Origin of the sequence: Enhygromyxa salina (assembly GCF_002994635.1) — a bacterium.
GTDB lineage: Bacteria > Myxococcota_A > Polyangia > Nannocystales > Nannocystaceae > Plesiocystis > Plesiocystis salina_B.
Map to the genome: position 1 here is coordinate 1 of NZ_PVNL01000146.1, position 17028 is coordinate 17028.

The 17028-nt window shown below is 67.6% G+C and carries 16 protein-coding genes and 2 pseudogenes; 11 read left to right on the plus strand and 7 right to left on the minus strand.

Going from position 1 to position 17028, the window contains the following annotated elements:
* The 5 genes and pseudogenes from ENSA7_RS44760 to ENSA7_RS39740 all read left to right on the plus strand — a co-directional run.
* Nucleotides 1-680 (plus strand): annotated as a pseudogene (locus ENSA7_RS44760) (hypothetical protein); the annotation flags it as partial.
* Between the two features lie 8 nt (nucleotides 681-688).
* Nucleotides 689-1192, plus strand: coding sequence for an Imm21 family immunity protein (locus tag ENSA7_RS46240; protein ID WP_106094660.1), 504 nt, complete (start codon nucleotides 689-691; stop codon nucleotides 1190-1192).
* Nucleotides 1193-1375: 183 nt separating this feature from the next.
* Nucleotides 1376-1804 (plus strand): annotated as a pseudogene (locus tag ENSA7_RS46245) (RHS repeat-associated core domain-containing protein); the annotation flags it as partial.
* 11 nt (nucleotides 1805-1815) lie between these two features.
* Nucleotides 1816-2427, plus strand: a complete 612-nt coding sequence (locus tag ENSA7_RS39735) for an HNH endonuclease (protein WP_219908146.1) — start codon at nucleotides 1816-1818, stop codon at nucleotides 2425-2427.
* A gap of 2 nt (nucleotides 2428-2429) precedes the next feature.
* Nucleotides 2430-2876: a DUF4265 domain-containing protein gene (locus tag ENSA7_RS39740; protein WP_181234578.1), complete on the plus strand. Its 447-nt coding sequence runs from the start codon at nucleotides 2430-2432 to the stop codon at nucleotides 2874-2876.
* A 143-nt stretch (nucleotides 2877-3019) separates the two neighbouring features.
* On the opposite strand, the gene ENSA7_RS39745 is transcribed toward ENSA7_RS39740, so the two are convergent.
* Together ENSA7_RS39745 and ENSA7_RS39750 are read right to left on the minus strand one after the other, a co-directional pair.
* Nucleotides 3020-3460, minus strand: a complete 441-nt coding sequence (locus ENSA7_RS39745; RefSeq protein WP_106094662.1) for a hypothetical protein — start codon at nucleotides 3458-3460, stop codon at nucleotides 3020-3022.
* A gap of 123 nt (nucleotides 3461-3583) precedes the next feature.
* A complete protein-coding gene (locus tag ENSA7_RS39750; RefSeq protein WP_146158690.1) occupies nucleotides 3584-3889 on the minus strand; it encodes a hypothetical protein in 306 nt (101 codons plus the stop codon).
* A 158-nt stretch (nucleotides 3890-4047) separates the two neighbouring features.
* Here ENSA7_RS39750 and ENSA7_RS39755 point away from each other — a divergent pair, with 158 nt between their 5' ends.
* From ENSA7_RS39755 to ENSA7_RS44770, 4 genes are all read left to right on the plus strand, one after another.
* A complete protein-coding gene (locus tag ENSA7_RS39755) occupies nucleotides 4048-4878 on the plus strand; it encodes a cobyric acid synthase (RefSeq protein WP_106094664.1) in 831 nt (276 codons plus the stop codon).
* 492 nt (nucleotides 4879-5370) lie between these two features.
* Nucleotides 5371-5592, plus strand: a complete 222-nt coding sequence (locus ENSA7_RS45195; protein WP_146158692.1) for a DUF4430 domain-containing protein — start codon at nucleotides 5371-5373, stop codon at nucleotides 5590-5592.
* A 366-nt stretch (nucleotides 5593-5958) separates the two neighbouring features.
* Nucleotides 5959-6993 (plus strand): hypothetical protein, encoded by a 1035-nt coding sequence (locus ENSA7_RS39765; protein ID WP_106094666.1) that lies wholly within the window; start codon nucleotides 5959-5961, stop codon nucleotides 6991-6993.
* Between the two features lie 279 nt (nucleotides 6994-7272).
* Nucleotides 7273-7839 carry a hypothetical protein gene (locus ENSA7_RS44770; protein ID WP_181234581.1) on the plus strand — a complete coding sequence of 189 codons (567 nt, stop codon included), beginning with the start codon at nucleotides 7273-7275 and terminating at the stop codon, nucleotides 7837-7839.
* 292 nt (nucleotides 7840-8131) lie between these two features.
* Here the strand turns inward: ENSA7_RS44770 and ENSA7_RS39775 are convergent, their stop codons facing one another.
* On the minus strand, nucleotides 8132-9559 hold the full coding sequence (locus ENSA7_RS39775) for an APC family permease (RefSeq protein WP_106094667.1): 1428 nt from the start codon (nucleotides 9557-9559) through the stop codon (nucleotides 8132-8134).
* Between the two features lie 12 nt (nucleotides 9560-9571).
* On the minus strand, nucleotides 9572-10360 hold the full coding sequence (locus tag ENSA7_RS39780; RefSeq protein ID WP_106094674.1) for an enoyl-CoA hydratase: 789 nt from the start codon (nucleotides 10358-10360) through the stop codon (nucleotides 9572-9574).
* Nucleotides 10361-10408: 48 nt separating this feature from the next.
* Between ENSA7_RS39780 and ENSA7_RS39785 the strand changes: the two genes are divergently transcribed.
* Nucleotides 10409-11830: a trypsin-like serine protease gene (locus ENSA7_RS39785; protein ID WP_146158693.1), complete on the plus strand. Its 1422-nt coding sequence runs from the start codon at nucleotides 10409-10411 to the stop codon at nucleotides 11828-11830.
* Nucleotides 11831-11889: 59 nt separating this feature from the next.
* Here ENSA7_RS39785 and ENSA7_RS39790 read toward each other — a convergent pair whose 3' ends face one another.
* Nucleotides 11890-12567, minus strand: a complete 678-nt coding sequence (locus tag ENSA7_RS39790) for a hypothetical protein (protein WP_106094669.1) — start codon at nucleotides 12565-12567, stop codon at nucleotides 11890-11892.
* Between the two features lie 100 nt (nucleotides 12568-12667).
* Complete coding sequence (locus tag ENSA7_RS39795) at nucleotides 12668-13405, minus strand: hypothetical protein (RefSeq protein WP_106094670.1); 738 nt, start codon at nucleotides 13403-13405, stop codon at nucleotides 12668-12670.
* A gap of 215 nt (nucleotides 13406-13620) precedes the next feature.
* Here ENSA7_RS39795 and ENSA7_RS39800 point away from each other — a divergent pair, with 215 nt between their 5' ends.
* On the plus strand, nucleotides 13621-14076 hold the full coding sequence (locus ENSA7_RS39800; protein ID WP_106094671.1) for a helix-turn-helix domain-containing protein: 456 nt from the start codon (nucleotides 13621-13623) through the stop codon (nucleotides 14074-14076).
* A 6-nt stretch (nucleotides 14077-14082) separates the two neighbouring features.
* Here ENSA7_RS39800 and ENSA7_RS39805 read toward each other — a convergent pair.
* A partial coding sequence (locus ENSA7_RS39805) for an ATP-binding protein (RefSeq protein WP_146158694.1) occupies nucleotides 14083-17028 on the minus strand: 2946 nt, incomplete at its 5' end.

The following is a 17028-nucleotide window of genomic DNA, read 5'->3' on the forward strand; positions in this document are numbered from 1 at the left end:
CGAGCGGTGGGCCGTCGATCTCCGGGCTGATCGCGGGCTTCATGCTCGACGGCGTGAAGTCGCTGACGCCTGGCGCGGGCGTGACCACGCCGCACCCGCTCGAGGGCTTCACCGACAGCATGCTGCCGAACGAGGGGCCTTCGCAGGAGCGGCGGCGGCTGAACGTGTCCGCCGAGACCGCCGACCGGGCGTCGCAGGTCATGCAGGATCCGCCGACCTACGTCGTGATCTCGATCGAGATCACGCTGTTCATGATCGGCGGCGACGCCGAGGCGGTGGGGGCGCTGATCGAGGGCGGCGTCAACGTCGTCGCGCGGCGGAGTGGTAAGGAGGCGCTGCCGCTGGTCGCGGGGACTCTCAAGCGGAAGGGCAAGAAGGGCGCGTCGTCCGGCAAAGGAAGTACGCTGCGTCCCGGACCCCATGCCAAGGAATCAGTGACAGCGCGTGGCCCCCGACGAGACTTCTCCCGGGCCGAAAGGGACGCGGTCAATGAACTGGGCAACAAAAGTGGTTGCCATACTTGTGGTTCAAAGGAACCTGGGACAAAATCGGGAGACTTCGTCCCAGATCATCAACCACCCAGCGCGATAAACCCACGAGGCAACCCGCAACGGTTGTATCCTCACTGCCTTTCGTGTAGTCGACGACAAGGCGGCCAACTACGACACGCGAAGGGATAGCTGCAGACATGCAATGGGTTGAATCTGGCGGAGGGCCACTCATCTTGATGGCAGAGCGAGATCTCAGTCGGTGGCGAGGCGTGGACGCCGACCCAGCGCAAGGACCGAGCGACTACGAGCGCGCCTGTGCTGTCGTGGACTACGTCGGCGTCATTGACGTCGGCGACGCGAGTGCGCTCATCCTCGGGGATGAGCCGTTCCCGACAGCCTGGCACTCAACCGACGATGGGGGGATCCTCATCCGTTGGGTTTACTCTGATAGTGAAGCCTCAATCGACGCATTTCTCAGCAACACAAATTGCAAAATTTGCTGGACAGAGACCGGGCTATCGGTGCCAGTTCCGGGGCAATGTGTGCTCTTCGATGCGGCTGAACCGGGAGTCGACATACGGGGCGAGTGTTTAGTGCTCACGCTGAGTGCAGGGGACTACGCCGTCAGGTCGGCCGTAGTAGACCCATCGGATGAGGTTCGCCTGGTCTTGCACGAACTCTCTCTGGTCAAACGCGAATGAGCAAGCATGGCCCTTCCCGAAGAGCCGGAATCTTGCAACAACATCATCGACGTTATCGTGTGATCGCCACGCAAGTAGTGGAGGAGTCTTCTCGGCTTCGCCTATCTTGGATCAAAGAGGGCGAGATGGACGCCGAACTGGAGCTTACCCAACGAGTTCGCGCAGCTCGGCGCCGTCAACCTCGGGTACACCGGGCACGAAGCGCAAGAAGACGGCGGGCTGCTCAACATGGGCGGGCGCATGTACGACCCGCAGCTGGGGCGGATGGCGAGCGCGGATCCCTTCGTGGTCGCGCCGAACAGCACGCAGGGGTGGAACCGCTACGCGTACGTGCTCAACCAGCCGCTCTCGCTGACGGATCCGAGCGGGTTTGAGCCGACGGAGAGGCCCGCGGGGGACGCCGACTCTGACCAAGCAAAACCTCCGGAGCGCGACGCGAAAGGCATGGAGGGCCGCGGTACAACCACGCAAGGCCCACCCAAACCGCGCGAGATGCAACCCGGCGGCCGAAGGCGAGCCAAGCGGCTGGCGAGCAGGGCCCAGGCGCTGGCGGCAAACCGCCGCGCGGCGACGCGCTCCCGCCGAGCGGTGGGCCGTCGATCTCCGGGCTGATCGCGGGCTTCATGCTCGACGGCGTGAAGTCGCTGACGCCTGGCGCGGGCGTGACCACGCCGCACCCGCTCGAGGGCTTCACCGACAGCATGCTGCCATCCGATGGGCCGTCGCAGGAGCGGCGGCGGCTGAACGTGTCCGCCGAGACCGCCGACCGGGTTTCGCAGGTCATGCAGGATCCGCCGACCTACGTCGTGATCTCGATCGAGATCACGCTGTTCATGATCGGCGGCGACGCCGAGGCGGTGGGCGCGTTGATCGAGGGCGGCGTCAAGGTCGTCTCGCGGCGCGGGGGCGAAGAGGCGCTGCCGCTGGTCGCGGGGACGCTGAAGAAGGAAGGCAAGAAGGGCGCCGCCAACGGAAGGCGCGCGGGCAAGCGTCACACTGCTGCTGCCAACAGGAACTCCCGTGCGCAAAGCGACGGTATTTGCCCTAAGTGCGGCACAGAGATGACTGAGCCGACACGCCGGGTCAAGGGAAGCAAAGTCAACCCTGCGGAAGCTCAGGGGGACCACATCTATCCCAGGTCGAGGGGAGGAGATGGGGCAACCGTGGACGACATGCGAAACCTCGAGACCATTTGCGCGAAGTGCAACCGAGCGAAAGGTGCTACAATCGAATGAGCATGAACCGAACGGCGAAGATTGAGTTCGAGCTGGAGCCGAACGAAGACGGGTTTCCGCCAATCGGCTCGGAAAGCCTTCATGCCATCCCTCGCGAGGACGGCAGCTTCATTCTCGACAACACGCCCTTCTTCGTCACTGAGGTCGCTCTTGGCGACCGCATCGCGGCCGACCGGATCCTTGACAGCGAAAACAAGTTCGCCTTTTCCCACGTCTTGGAGCCTTCTTCGGCAAAGTCCATCTCGATTATCTTCCTGGTTAAAGAACTCGAGCAGTCAATTTTTGATAATCTTCGTGATCGAGGCTGCTACTGCGAGTTTGCCGAGTTTCGGGCTTTGAGGATGCTCGCGGTCAGCGTCCCTGAGACCTGCGACTATGGCGCTTTACGGGCGTACTTGGAAGAACACGAGGCAGACGAAACCATCAGTTTTGCCGAGTTGGCAGTCTAGAATGCCCGAAGGCCCTGGACCTTCATGTTCGCGCAGGGGAACGAGTGACCACCATCCACACCCGCCAACGTGGCTGCCCCGTGTCCGGTGATCTCAAACTCAACTCCCCGTCCAGTGATCTCGCTTGAGACGACGCCTAGTCCTCAACGGAGGCGGCGCCGACGGACCATCGCTGATGATCTCGCTCGAGACCTCGAAAACGGTGCAATCCTCGGCTGATACAGCTGGGCCAACGGCAACTGCGTTTGCTCGACGTTGGCCGGCAGCAGCCCGGTGAAGTCCAGCATCGCGTGCCGCTCCTGCATCAACGCACACAGCTGCGTCCGCACGGTCGCCCAGCTCGGCGTTGCAGCGGCGACGGCACGCAGCTCCGCGAACACATCCAGCGACGCGGTCAGATCCGGCGCATGCCAGCGCAAAAATCGAACGTCGCTCGCCGAGCCCGCGCGCAGCCAGACCAACCGCTTGTCTTTGAGCAGCTGATCCCGCGCCCGGTTGATCTCACGCAGCTGCTCACGTCCGCTCGCGCCACGACGCACGATCCAGCGAAGCACCTGTTCGTCATCGAGGCCCAGCTCCGACACAACCCGCTCGGCGTCGAGCTCGAGACCCGATCACCGCCCGCCAGTCGGTGACGCTGAGCTCTTGCCGAAGTCGCTCGCCGAGCTGTTCGGCGCTCAGGAGGAGGACCCCTGCTGCCTCGGTGCTCATGCCTGCGCCGAGTGGGCCTGGACGAAGTCGACGATCAGCTCGTGCGGTCGAAACCACACATGCCCGTTCGGGTAGCAAGCGATGAAGTTCTCGAACAACAGCGTGTCGGCGCTCTCGGTGCTCGGGACGATGCCCTTGTCGAGCACGCGGCGGAGCGTGTTGACGTCGCCCTGATCGAGGTAACCCATCTCCAGCCGTTGCGCCTTGATGGCGAGCTCGAGGTCACTCATGGACACGGCTTCGCGGGCCTCCTGTAACGCGTGCTTGCAGGCCGAGCTCAGGAGCCCAAGAAAGTCCCGCACGATCCCCGAGGAGAGTTACCCCGGCGGCCCAGACCGTGCTCGAGCGGCGTGGCGGCTAGAGCGCGGTCCTGGAAGTCGAGCACAGCGCCTCGAGCGCCGATTGCTCGCTCTCCCATCCACGACGATCACGTGCTAACTGCACAGCGGTGCAGCCAATTATGATCCAGGCGACCAGCTCGAACGCCGGTAAGACCACGCTCGTGGCTGGGCTCTGTCGCTTGCTGTCCAACCGCGGGTTCCGAGTCGCCCCCTTCAAGTCGCAGAACATGGCGCTAAACGTCTACGTCACCGATGACGGCGGCGAGATCGCACGTGCGACAGCCATGCAAGCGCGCGCCGCTCGGCAAGAGCCGACCCTGCACATGAACCCCTTGCTGCTCAAGCCGAAGCTCGACGACGTCGCACAGCTAATCGTCCACGGAAAGCCGCACATGGATGTCAGCGCGCGAGACTACTTCTTGTGCGGCCAGACGAGCGAACTTCAGGAGCTCAAGCTCGCGGCGATCCGCGAGTCGATCGCCTATCTTCAACGGCACTACGACGTCATCGTCGCCGAAGGCGCTGGCAGCTGCGCCGAGCCCAACTTGCGCGAGATCGATGTCGTCAACATGGGCCTCGCTCACGAACTCGGTGCCAAGGTCTTCGTCGTCGTCGACCTCGACCTCGGCGGCGCGTTCGCCGACATCCTCGGCTCGCTCGAGGTCATGAAGCACACCACGCCGGCCGACATAGATCTCATCGCCGGCTTCATCCTCAACAAGTTCAGGGGCGACCGCGCCGTGCTTCAGCCTGCGATCGACTTCACCGCCGCGTACACGTCGATCCCGATCGTCGGCGTGCTCCCCTTTGTCGCCAATCTCGAACTCGAGGAGGAGGATCGGATCCGCGAGCAACAGTGCGAGGCCCCGGAGATTGACATCGCCGTCATTTATCTACCCCACGTCTCCAACGCCAGCAGGTTGCCGTTCTCGGAGCCAGTGACCACGTAGCCGTGGCTGCCGCTCGTGCAAAGCCAGGCGACGCCGCGAACGTTGTGCAATCCCCACGGGTTGAGAGGATTCGCGGAACGCAGATTCACCGTAGCGATCCGCGCGAACTTGGCCCCGCTCGACGTCCCAGACCAAATCGTGACAAACCCGTTGGCGTGGCCGACGACCAGGTACAGCGCCACGCCGATGCGAAACGAGTCGGCGCTGTTGGCCACGCCCAAGCCGGGTTCGTAGGCGAGCACTACATCTTGTTCGAGATCTGTCCATCTCCCATCAGCCGACCTCCAGACCAACAGGGTCTCGTGGTCATTCGAGCTCACGAACACGTTGGGTGCCAGCCGCTGGACCATCTGCACACCGACACTCGAAGGGGTGCTTACAGAGGCCCTCCAGGCATTGGAACTCACCCAGCAACACATCGAGCCGGCCCCCAACGAGCACTTCACATTCTGCCTACAGTACTACGGGCCCGAGTTGGGCTATCTCGTTAACATGATCAATGAGACCTACGACTCCTTCATCTCAAGAGGGGGAGAGACTGCCTCCCCCTTCCATTACTGTCAGTTCAACATTAACGGCACGCCCGCAAACCACAGTGTCGATCAAGTCATGGTGAAGGCAGGGGACGAGATCAGCTTTGAGTTCGAGCGCTACACCCTCGATCACCACCGCTCGACACTACTCGAATCCAAGCACGAGCGTCAGCTTCGCTGATGTGCGAAGCCGATCTCTTCGACTCGATTTCCGACTAGCGTGGAGGCCCGGGATGTTTTCGCGCCTGCTCGAGCACGGACTTCCCACTCTACTTGCCGGCTGTGTGGAGAATCCCTGGTCGTGGCGTCCTCGCGCAAGAAGCGAGGGTTTTGTCCGTCGTGCGCGGGCAGGCGGATGGCGAACGTCGCGGTGCATCTCGTCGACGAAGTGTTCCCGGAGGTCCCAGGGAGAGTTCAGCGCGAGACCGAGCCGAACGAGGTATACCTGCGTCGACCCGTCACACAGGTCACGCGCGCACCCGCAGTTTCCGCGCGACTTGGCGTAGGTTTCGAGCCGCTCCGCGCCAAAAACCTGTAGTGTCTCGGCATGCGCTCGACTTCACCGTTCTCGCCAGCTCTCGCTTCCGCGGCCCTCTCGCTCGCGTGCAGCAGCGCCGCCCCGCGCGATGACAACGGCGCGACCAGCTTCACCAGCGCAGACGCGAGCGCGAGCTCCGGTGTCACCACCGTCGAAGACACGACCAGCACGAGCGAGACCACCAGCGACACCGACGACACCGACGACACCAACGACACCAACGACACCGACGACCCGATCAAGTTCGATCACCTCGATCCCGGCGATCAACCCGGCGGCGGCTGTGATCCCGAGCGGATCCCCGACACGACCGGGTTCAGCTTCGTCAAGACGATCGACCTCGGCATCGACACGCTGCAGGCTGGCTTCTACGACAGCACGCGTGATCGCGTGGTCGTGTTCTCGTTCTTCGGCGAGGGCCGCGTGCTCGACATCGACGGCAACATCGTCGATCAGATCCAAGCCCCCGCGGAGGCGCTGCCGAGGCTCGACGGTGGCGCCTACGATCTGGCTGGCGATCTCGCCCTACTCATCAACCAGGACTGCGACTTGGTCGAGGTCGACCCCGACACGTTCACGGCGCAGGCGGTCATCCCCCTCGGCATGGCCCACGGCATGTCGATCTGCGCCGGGCTGGCGATCGACCCCATGTCCAACCTCTACATTGCGAGCCACGGCACCGATGAGCTGGTGGTCCTGGATCGCAGCGGGCAGGTCGAGCAATTCCGCGTGGACATGTTGGACATCGGCATGCCCGGATTTGACGGCATCGCCGAGATCGCCGGCAGTGAGAACTTCCTGATCAACTCCACGACCAACCTGACCGCGGCGATCATCGCAGCAGACGGCTCGTTAATCGCAGGGCCCGGCCTGGTTGGCGACGCGCCGATCATGGGCGGCGGCGCGGTCGGGCAGCCCGACAGCATGCTGACGATCTGCACGAACGGGCACACCTGGGTGTGCGACGCCTACGAAACCAGCTGCTCCGACTTCGCGCCAACGGACGGCGACAAGATGGCCTGCGGCTGCCTGTTCGTGGGCTGACGGCGGCGCGTGGCAGGACCCAGCCGCGCGACCGACTTGCCACTTGCGTACTGCGAACTGCGTACCGTTGATCATCTCTGATGGAATCTAGAGAGCGATCGTTGCAGATCACAACGCGTCAGATCGCTGCGAGAAAAGTCGCTTGCGGGTCCCCTTGTCGCCCGGCCTGAGCCGGCGAATTACACAACCGTCTCGCCCGCACTCGGTCGAGACGCGGACCGACGCGGCCGCAATCTCAACACTTCAATCTGCACCTTCGCTCAACTGGAACAAACTACAATGACGATCTATCAGACTATCTCAGCCCGCATTGCCCTCACCCTCGCGTTCTCGACCTTCGCGGTCGCCTGCACCGACGACCGGCCCGGTGGTGAAGCTCCGCAGGACACCGACGAGGCCGAGGACACGGACGATTCGGGGGACGGGGACACGGGTGACGGGGATACGGGTGACGGGGATACGGGTGACGGGGATATGGGGGACGGGGACGGGGACGGCGACTCGGGCGACGGCGACGGCGACGGCGACGCGGGCGACGGCGACGGCGACGCGGGCGACGGGGACGGTGATGGCGACGGTGATGGCGACCTCGCCGTCGCGATTCGAAAGGCCTGTGTGGGCTCGTGTGAGGTGTTCTCCGCCTGCGTGTTCGAGTTCCCCGAGTGCGTGGATCTGTGCATGGAGGGCTACAAAGAGCTCGAGGGTGACTGTCTCGACAAGTCCCTCGCGCTCTCGGCCTGCCAGGCTCAGCTCACCTGTGATGAGTACAACGAGTACCTCGAGAGCAAGCCGGGCCACGCGTGCGAGGAGCAAGAAAAAGCGCAGTTCGAGTGTGATCCCAACTGAACTTCGCTGCCCAAGGTGAACCTGTCTACGACTGGCGCCTGCAAGCGGGCGAGGAGCCTCGCCCGAGCTGAAAACAGCTCGCTGGCCAAGGTGAACCTGTCTACGACTGGCGCCTGCAAGCGGGCGAGGAGCCTCGCCCGAGCTGAGAACACCTCGCTGCCCAAGGTGAACCTGTCTACGACTGGCGCCTGCAAGCGGGCGAGGAGCCTCGCCCGAGCTGAAAACACCTCCGCGACCCTTGAACTTGGCTTAGACATACAGGCTACGTGGGCCATGCTCGCTGGATATCGGTTCAGCGAGCATGGCCCTTCTTCGCGCGTCGACGCCTCCACAGCCAGAACACGGGGACCCCAGACAGCACAATCCCGATGTCCAGGGCGAACTTGCCCGTCTCCCGAATGGCATAATTCCCCAGCAGGTACATGGCAGCCAGCAAGAACGCGAGCGGCACCCACGGGTACCCCCACGTTCGATACGGCCGCTCCAGCTCCGGCTGCCGCCGACGCAGCACCAGTACGGCGGCGACCGAGAGCGCGTAGAACGGCCAGATCCCGATCACGAACTGGTCCGCCAGCTCGGCGAAGCCCTGAAACGACACGAACACGACACCCAGGACGATCGACAGCAAGATCGCTCCGCCGGGGGTGCCGTGCTTGGGGTGGACGCGGGCCAGGCTGCGAAAGAACAGATCGTCCTCGGCCATCGCAAAGAACACCCGCGGTCCGGTCATCATCGAGCCGTTGAGCGTGCCGAAGGTGCTGATCGCCACGGCCCCGGCCACGAGCACCGCGCCGATCGGGCCGATCAGCGCCTCGGCCACGTCAGCCGCGATCAGCGGGCGCCCGGGCATCTGATCGAGGGGCACCACGCGCAGGTAGACCATGTCGATCAACAGGTACAGCCCGACCACCAGCGCGGTCCCGCCAATGAAGGCGCGGGGGATGTTGCGCGCGGGATCCTTGATCTCGCCGCCGACGAAGCCGACGTCCGACCAGCCGTCGTAGGCCCACAGCACGGCGACCATCGCCAGCCCAAACGCGCCCAGCGTGCCCGGCTCGGGCGCGCGGTCGGGGCGCGTCGGCAGCTCGGTGATCGGGGGCAGCGCGTCGGGGACCAGCGCGAGGCCCAACCCGACGAGGCCCAAGATCGCGGCGACCTTGAGCGCCGTCGACACATTTTGGATGATCGCGCCGAGCCGGATCCCGCGAAAATTGACGATGCCGACGACGATGATGAACAGCGCGGCCAGACCCTGCGCCAGGCTGATCACCAGGCCGCTGTCGGGCTCGGTGCCCGGTGGGATCACGACCCACAGCGCACGCCCTGCGTCGTGGCCGAGCACCCGCCAGGTGTACTCGGCCGAGGTCACGGCGATCGCCCCGTAGGCGGCGGGCCGCAGGATCACCAGCTCCGCCCAGCCAAACAAGAACGCCGGGAGCTCGCCGAACGCCTCGCGGACGTACACGTAGATCCCGCCCGTGCGGGGGAACATGCCGCCGAGCTCGGCGAAGGTCAGCGCGCCCGCCAGGGCCACGAGCCCGCCCAACACCCACGCGAGCACGAAGGGCGCGAGGGTGTCGATGTCCTGGGCGACGACCGCTGGCGACCGGAAGATCCCGCTGCCGATCGTCGAGCCGACTAGCACCGCGATCGCGCTAAAGGCCCCGAGTCGACGCGGCAGCCGCTCGCCCCACTGATCTTTGGGAGTCTCGGAGCTCATGCGCGCCCCGACTCACTGAAACTTGGAGAAGTCGGGCTCGCGCTTGGCGAAGAACGCCTGGAACGCCTCGGCCGCCTCCGGTGAGACCAGCCCGGCACCGAACGCCTCGAACTCGGTGTGCATCGCCTGGGTGACCGCGGCCCGGTAGCCGTCCCGCATCAGCCGCTTGGAGTTGCGCAGGGCGGCCGGCGGCTTCTTGCTCAGGGTCACGGCGATCGAGTGCGCGCGGTCGAGCACCGCGGCGTCGGCCAGGACCTGGTTGACCAGGCCGTAGTCGTAGGCCAGCTGGGCCGAGAACGGCTCACCGAGCAGCAGCAGCTCGGCGGCGCGCTGGTAGCCCATCAGCCGGGGCAGCAGGTAGCTCGAGCCGGCCTCGGGACACAGCGCGAGGTTGACGAAGGGCATGTGGAAGCGGGCGCTCTCACCCGCATACACGAGGTCGCAGTGCAGCAGCATGGTCACGCCGATCCCGATCGCGGGCCCCTCGACCGCCGCGACGATCGGCTTTTCGCAGGCCACGAGGTGCTCGAGGAATTGCGCGACCGGGCTGTCGGGCCCGGTCGGCGGCGCCTGCATGAAGTCCTGAAGGTCGTTGCCCGCGGTGAACACCCCCTCGCTGCCGCGCAGCAAGATCACCCGGACGTCGCCGCGCCCGCGGGCCTGCTCGAAGCCCGCGACCATCGCCGCATACATGGCCACGCTGAACGCGTTCTTCTTCTTGGGCCGTCGAAAGCTGATGGTGCAGATGCCCGCGTCGAAGTCGACGTGGAGGTGCTCGCTGGTCTCGCTGGATGCAGACATGGGGCGCTCGCCGCCAGTGTAGGGCACACTCTGGGTGTGCGCGGCAGGATGTTCGCAGGACTGACGCTGGCTGCGCTGCCGTGGGGTGTCGCCGCGGCTGCCCCGCCCGACGCGCTGACGCCCGAGCCGCCCGAGATCGTCGGCGGCGAGCCCAGCTTGGTCTGCGCGTGGCCCAGCGTGGTCGCCCTGCAGACCGGCGGGCTGTGCACGGGCACGCTGGTCCACCCGCGCGTGGTCGTCTACGCGGCCCACTGCGGCACCTTCCACTCCGCCGTGTTGTTCGGTGAGGACGTCGGCGCCCCGGCCCGCGAGGTCGCGACGCTCCGCTGCGAACGCCACTCGGAGCTGTTCGCGGTCAGCTCGATGGACTTTGCCTACTGCGAGCTCGCCGAGCCGGTCGGCGACATAGCGATCACGCCGCCGCTGTTCGGCTGCGACGAGGCGCTGATCGAGGTCGGCACGCCCGTGACGATCGTCGGGTTCGGCGACACCACCAGTGACGGGCCCGAGCAGGTCGGGATCAAGCACGAGGCCACCACGTCGATCGTCGGGTACGTGAGCACCGTCGGGATCGGCGGCATGGGTACGGGCGCGGACGCGGGTGACTCGGGCGGCCCGGCGTTCGTGCAGCTCGACGACGGCAGCTGGCGGCTACTCGGCGTGGTCTCGGGCGGCGGCGGCGACGGGGCCTCGGTCCAGTATGTCCCGGCGCCCGTGGTGATCGAGTGGATCGAAGATCGCAGCGGCATCGACATCACGCCGTGTCACGCAGGTGACGGCAGCTGGGCGCCCACGCCCGGGTGCGAGGGGTTCTACATCGCGACCGAGCCGGGCGCCGAGTGGGCGGACGGCTGTCCGAGCGCGCGCTCGGGTCCGTCCGATCGCTGCGGAACACCGTGGACCGAGCTCGCCGACACGCAGCCGCCGAGCGTCGGGTTCATCGAGCCTGCAAGCGGCGACTCGTTCGCGGGCACCGGCCTCGTGTTCACGGTGCTCGCCGAGGCCAGCGACGCAGGGGTCGGCGTTGCGCAGGTCCGGCTGTCGGTCGATGGCGCGGCGTGGGTCGACGCGCTCGGTCAGGCCGCCGTGGACGAGGTCCCGCCGTATCGCTTCGACTCGATCCTGATCGCGGAGACCGGCGAGCACCTGCTCGAGCTCGAGGCGATCGACTACTTCGGCAACAGCTCGACGGCGAGCGCGGTGATCACCCTGACCGAGCCCAGCGGCGACGGCGACGGCGACCCAGGCGACGGCGACTCGGGTGCCGGCGCGACCACGACCGACACAGGCGCCGCGCCGCCCGACGATGAAGGCGGTGACTGTCAGTGCGCGAGCGAAGGCGACGGCGTGCCCGTTCACGCGCTCGGCAGCTTGGTCCTGCTCGCGGTCGTCACCAGGCGTCGCCGCGGCTCTTCTCAGCTCGGGCGAGGAGCCTCGCCCGAGCTGAAAACAGCCCGCTGCCCAAGGTGAACCAGTCTACGAATGGCGCCTGCAAGCGGGTCAGAAGCCTGACCCGAGCTGAAAACAGCTCACCGGACCTGAATCTCGACGTCCATGGTCCGCGCCGTGCCAGCGCCCCCGCTGATCGTGAACACGCTGCGGTAGTGCCCGGCGGGCAGCGGCGGAAAGTCGGGGCACTCGCTGCCCACGTAGCTGTTGGGATCGACCAGCCGCGTGTTGGCGTACCAGTCACACGGGATCGCCAGCTCGCCCTTGGGCGGCAAGGTCACCCGCTCGGGTGGCGGCTCGGTCGAGATCGCCTGCAGCGTGCAGGCGTCGTCGGGGCCCGGCCCCTGGCCGACCCGCTGGGTCCGCTCGGCCGCCAGCGGCAGAAAGCTGTGAAACGCCAGATCGACGACGAGATCCTGCTTGCTCAGGTTGCGCAGCAGCAGCTCGAACTCGAGCCGCTGGCCGGCCTGAACCTCGAGCTTGCGCGGGGCCTCGACCACGAGCAGCTCCGGATCAGGGAACGGCGCGGCTTCGCTCGCGGCGATCGTGCACGGGCCCGCGCCGACGAGCGCGAGCAGATCCAGGCCGTCGCCCGTGCACCGCGAGGGATCCACGCGGGGATCTCCCGGCTCGCGCACCAGCTCGCGGCCGAGCTTGGGCTCGGCGGGGTCAGCTTCGATCGGCGCGACGGTCTCGCGCGGACAGCCGATGCACAGCAGCGCAGTCGCGAACACGAGCGAGGCTTGCGATGCCGACACGCCTACGAGTTAACAACAGTCGAGGCGAATGCGCGAGTCCGCGCTGCGCAGGCGTGGCGTGGGTCCGCCTGGGGGTGCCCGCTCGCGGGCCTCGGCCTGCTCAGGCTGCCGGGGCGAGCTCGGTCAGGAGCTGGGTCCAAGCCGCCCCCCACACGTCGATCGTCGCCGCCGGGCCGACCAACTTGAGATACCAGGGGTCGCCGACGCCCTCGATCGCGGCCGCCAGCAGCCGCGCGTCGGCGATCGGCGGCTGCGGCGGCGCGCCGGGCATCGACTGGCCAGCGTAGGCGCCACGGACGTCGATGCTCCCGACCTTGAGCCCATTCGAGTCGACCTGGGCGGTCTCGGCCTCGGCCCCCTCGGCCGGCACGATCTGCTGTTTCCACCGGTCAATGTTCTGCTGGGTCGACCCGGCCCCGCCCTGGAACCGGTAGACGACCAGGGTCGCGTCGCCGCCCGGGCCCGGGAGCGTGAACTCGGCCTTGCGCATCATGCTCGACCCCGCGCCGCGCTCCCACTCGCTGGGCACCATCAGCTTCAGGCCATCGACGAGCTCCTCGCGGGTCTCACCGTTCGGGGTCACGTCGCGCGGGGGTCCCGGTGGTGTGGCCGGCGGTAGCCCGGCGTGGGGATCTTGCGCGAGGCCGGCGTGGGGATCGGCGTGGGGATCAGCGTTGGACCCATGCGCGGCGGGGCCGGCCGCTCCGGCGTCGCCGTGGGACGCGGGCGGCGACTTGCTGGGCGTGGGCGTGCCCTCGGCCGCGGGTGGCTTGGCGTTGCAGCCGAACCCCACGACACACGAGCACAACACGATGGCGATCAGATTCTCGCGCGACATGTAGACGGAGGTTGCCCGGGATCTCCGCGAGGGGCCAGCCTGCGGCCGCGGCCCAAGCGCGAACCAGCCGCCGACACGCCCGCCAGGACCCACGCCCTCGCGTCCTTTTGGCCAGTCGGCAGAACTTTTTTGAACTTCGGGCAAATTTTCAAAATGGATCGGGCGGATTTGGGCACCACCAGCAATGCGGCGCGTCACCGGCCGCCTACCGACCGATGCCAACGACCCGAACCAAGCGAAGCGTCAACCTGACTCCTGAACAACGCATGGAGCTGATGCGCTTGGCCTCGCACGAGACCCCGGACGAGGCCGTACGCGTGCGCGCGCACATCATCCTCAGCTGGGCGGCCGGCGCGACTGGGGCCCAGAGCGCGGCGCTCCTCAACACCTCGCGGCGGACCATCAGCAAGTGGCGCGCGCGGTTTGACGAAGGTGGAGTCAACGCGCTTTGGGATCGCCCGCGCCCGGGAGCGCCGCCAACGATCTCGAAGGGCAAGGTGTCCGAGCTCCTGCGTCTGCGCCAGTCGCCGCCGCCGATCGGCACGCCGCGCTGGACCACGCGGATGCTGGCGAAGCGGACCGGTCTCAGCCAGTCGACTGTCGTCCGCCTCTCCGCCAAGCTGCGCGACCGCGGTGACCACAGCGACCACGCCGAGCACGCGTTCATGTAGGCCGAGTCACGGGGCCCGGCCTGGAGCCAGGGTGTCGACGAGGCGCGCGGGCGCGGTGATCCCTTGGGCCTCGAAGTACCCGCGGGCGAGCTCCCCGGCCTGGTGATCACCGAGCGCAGCCAGGCGCGCGCGGACCGAGGCGAGATGGGCGGCCATCGCCAGTGTCTCGAAGCTGGCGGCGGCGCTTCGCCACGCGGCCTCGGCCGCGGACTGATCGCCCAGACAGCTGTGCAGCGCGGCCTCGAGCGCGATCGCCTGCGCGGCGACCTGCGGCTTGTGGCCGCGACGCAGCCGCGCGAGATCGTGGCGGACCAGCCCGAGCGAGCGCTGGGTGTCGATCCCCTCGAGGGCCGCCCGCACCCGGCTTCGCCCGCGGAGCTCATAGAAATCGACGTGGCTCGGCATCATCGTGGCGACGATCCGCGCGCGGGTGTTCCCCAGCACGCGCTCGGCGGCCTCGACGGCCTCGCCAGGATCGCCCGCGAGCAACGCGATCTCGACCTCGGCCATGGCCATGATGATGTGCTGGAAGGTGATCTGTCGCGGCTGCCACTGCTCGCGCAGCTCCGCGAGCGAACGCCGACAGCGCTCGAACTCGGACTCGGGACCCGCTCCGACATAGATCGCGGTCGTGTGGGCCAGCAGCGCGCTGAGCGAGATGTGCTCGTGGCGATTGCCCAGATCGCGAGCCGTGGCCACGCGCTCGGGCAGCTGCGCGCGCAGCAGTTCATAGCGACCGAGCAGCTTGCTGACGTACATCCACTGGACCGTGCTGGCGCCGCGAATCCAGCCGGAGTTGGGGCTCTCGTCGAGCCGCTCTTGCAGCTGTTCGAACTCGGCCGCGGCCCCGAGCCAGTCCCCCGAGTGATCGAGGTGATTGGCGGTGACGTACTCGATCACGCGGTGATACTCGGGCTCGCTCACGCCCTGGACCAGCTCCCGGGCGACGGCCATCAGCGCGCGCCCCTTTTGCTTGCGGCCGATCGCCACGTGGATCGCCGCGTCGTGAACGAGACACCGGATCAACCGGCGGGCCTCGCCAGCGCGCAGCGCCAGACGGATCGCGCGGGACTGCTGATAGCCGGCGAAGATCGCCTCGTGGTGCGAGAGCCCGGTCTTGGTGGCCAGCAGCGTGTCGATCCGCTCGAGCAGCTGCGGCGGGACCTCGGACTGTTGGCGTGGCTCGAACCGATAGCCACGAATGCCCAGCAGCAGCCGGTTCCACAGCGTGCCCACGATCGCCATGAGCGTGCCGCGGGGGTGCCAGATGCCGACGGCGCGCAGCACCGGCGTGATCGTGTCCATGCCCTCGTCGAGGTAGCCAGCCTTGACCAGCTCGCTCGCCGCCCGACGCTCGAGCTCGCGCGACGCCTGCGGCGTGTCGGCGCCCGGGGCCAGGCCAAGCAACATCGCGGCGCCCTCGGCCCCGCGGCCAAGATCGACGAGCTGCTCGGCGAGCGCGAGCTCGAGCCCGCGCCGACGCTCGTGTTGATCACCGGGGACCAGCGTGAGCGCGCGCCGATACAGCTGGGCCGAGCGCTCGAACGCCAGGGCCGCGGCCGCGTCGGCGGCTGCTCGCTGGGTGTAGTCGAGGGCCCTCGCCTCGTCGCCACCGACCGCGAAGTGCTCGGCGAGCGCCTCGGACTCGCCGCCGCCGAGGGCCTCGAACGCCTCGCCGAGCGCCAGGTGAGTCGCGCGCAACTCCGCGGGTGACAGCTCGCCAACCGCGACGAAGCGGATCCGATCGTGGGCGGCCTCCAGCAAGGTGGCGCCGTCTTGAGATCCAGCCGGGCCAGGCTCGTCGTGTGCCGCGTGACGCAGCAGCAAGTTGGCGTCGACCAACGCAGCGATCGCCAGCGCGATCGCTGCCGGCTCGCGACCGGGCACGACCGGCGAGGCCGACGAGCGCGGCCGGGTCTCGAGCTCGCCCTCGGGGTAGGTCGCCAGCCCGTCGTCGTCGGACCCATCTGCGCCGCAGGCCCGGAGCACGACCGCGAGCGGCGTCGGTCCAGCCGCGACGGCGACCGTGGCCAGGATCCTGCGCTGGATCCGATCGAGCGCCACGATCCGCCGCGCGACGAGACGATCGAGCGAGGCGTCGGTGCTGCTGGTGTGGGCGTCGTCGCCCATCACCATCTGGACCATCTGCCCGATATAAAACGGGTTGCCCTGGGCCCGGCGAGCGAAGGCCTCGGCCGCGCCGCTGTCGGGTCGCTCGGGGTCGCGCTCGCGCATCAACGCGTCCGCGAGCTGCCGAGCCTCGTCGCCGGACAGCGGGCCGATATCGAGCGCGCGCACGTCCCTGCCACTCACGGCCTCGGCCGCGGTCAGCAGCTGCAGGGCCTCGCGCTCGTCGACCTCGGCCCGAAAGCTGATGATCAGCAGCATCGGCGGCGGATCGGGCGGGCGCATCAGCTCGGTGATCAAGCGCGCGCTGTCGACGTCCGCCCACTGAAAATCATCGACGTGGACAACCAGCGGGTGGCGCTCGCCGACCCGGGCCAGGACCTCGCGGAGCCCGGCGAGACCGCGTCGACGCAGCTCACCCGGATCGACGTCCATGACCCGCGCGCCGTCGGGCCACGCGTCGCCGAGCACCGGAAACAGCTGCAACAGCGGCGCGACATGGCGCGGCTGCAGGCGCGCCGCCTCGATCGCCTCGAGCCGGCGCAGGTAGATCGAGAGCGCGTCGACGACCGCGTCCACGCCCTTGTACGGGACCGACTCGCGCTCGAGGCAGCGGCCACGCAGCAGCACCACGTCGCCGTCGCGGCGCAGCGAGGTCAGGAACTGGCTGATCAGCGCGGACTTGCCCTGGCCGCTGTGCCCCTGCACGTGGACGCTCACGGGCGCCACGCGCTCGCGCACGCGATCGAACGCGGCGCCGAGCAGCTCGAGCTCGGCCACGCGCCCGACGAACGGCGCCGCCGAGGTCCCCCCGCCGCCCGCGAC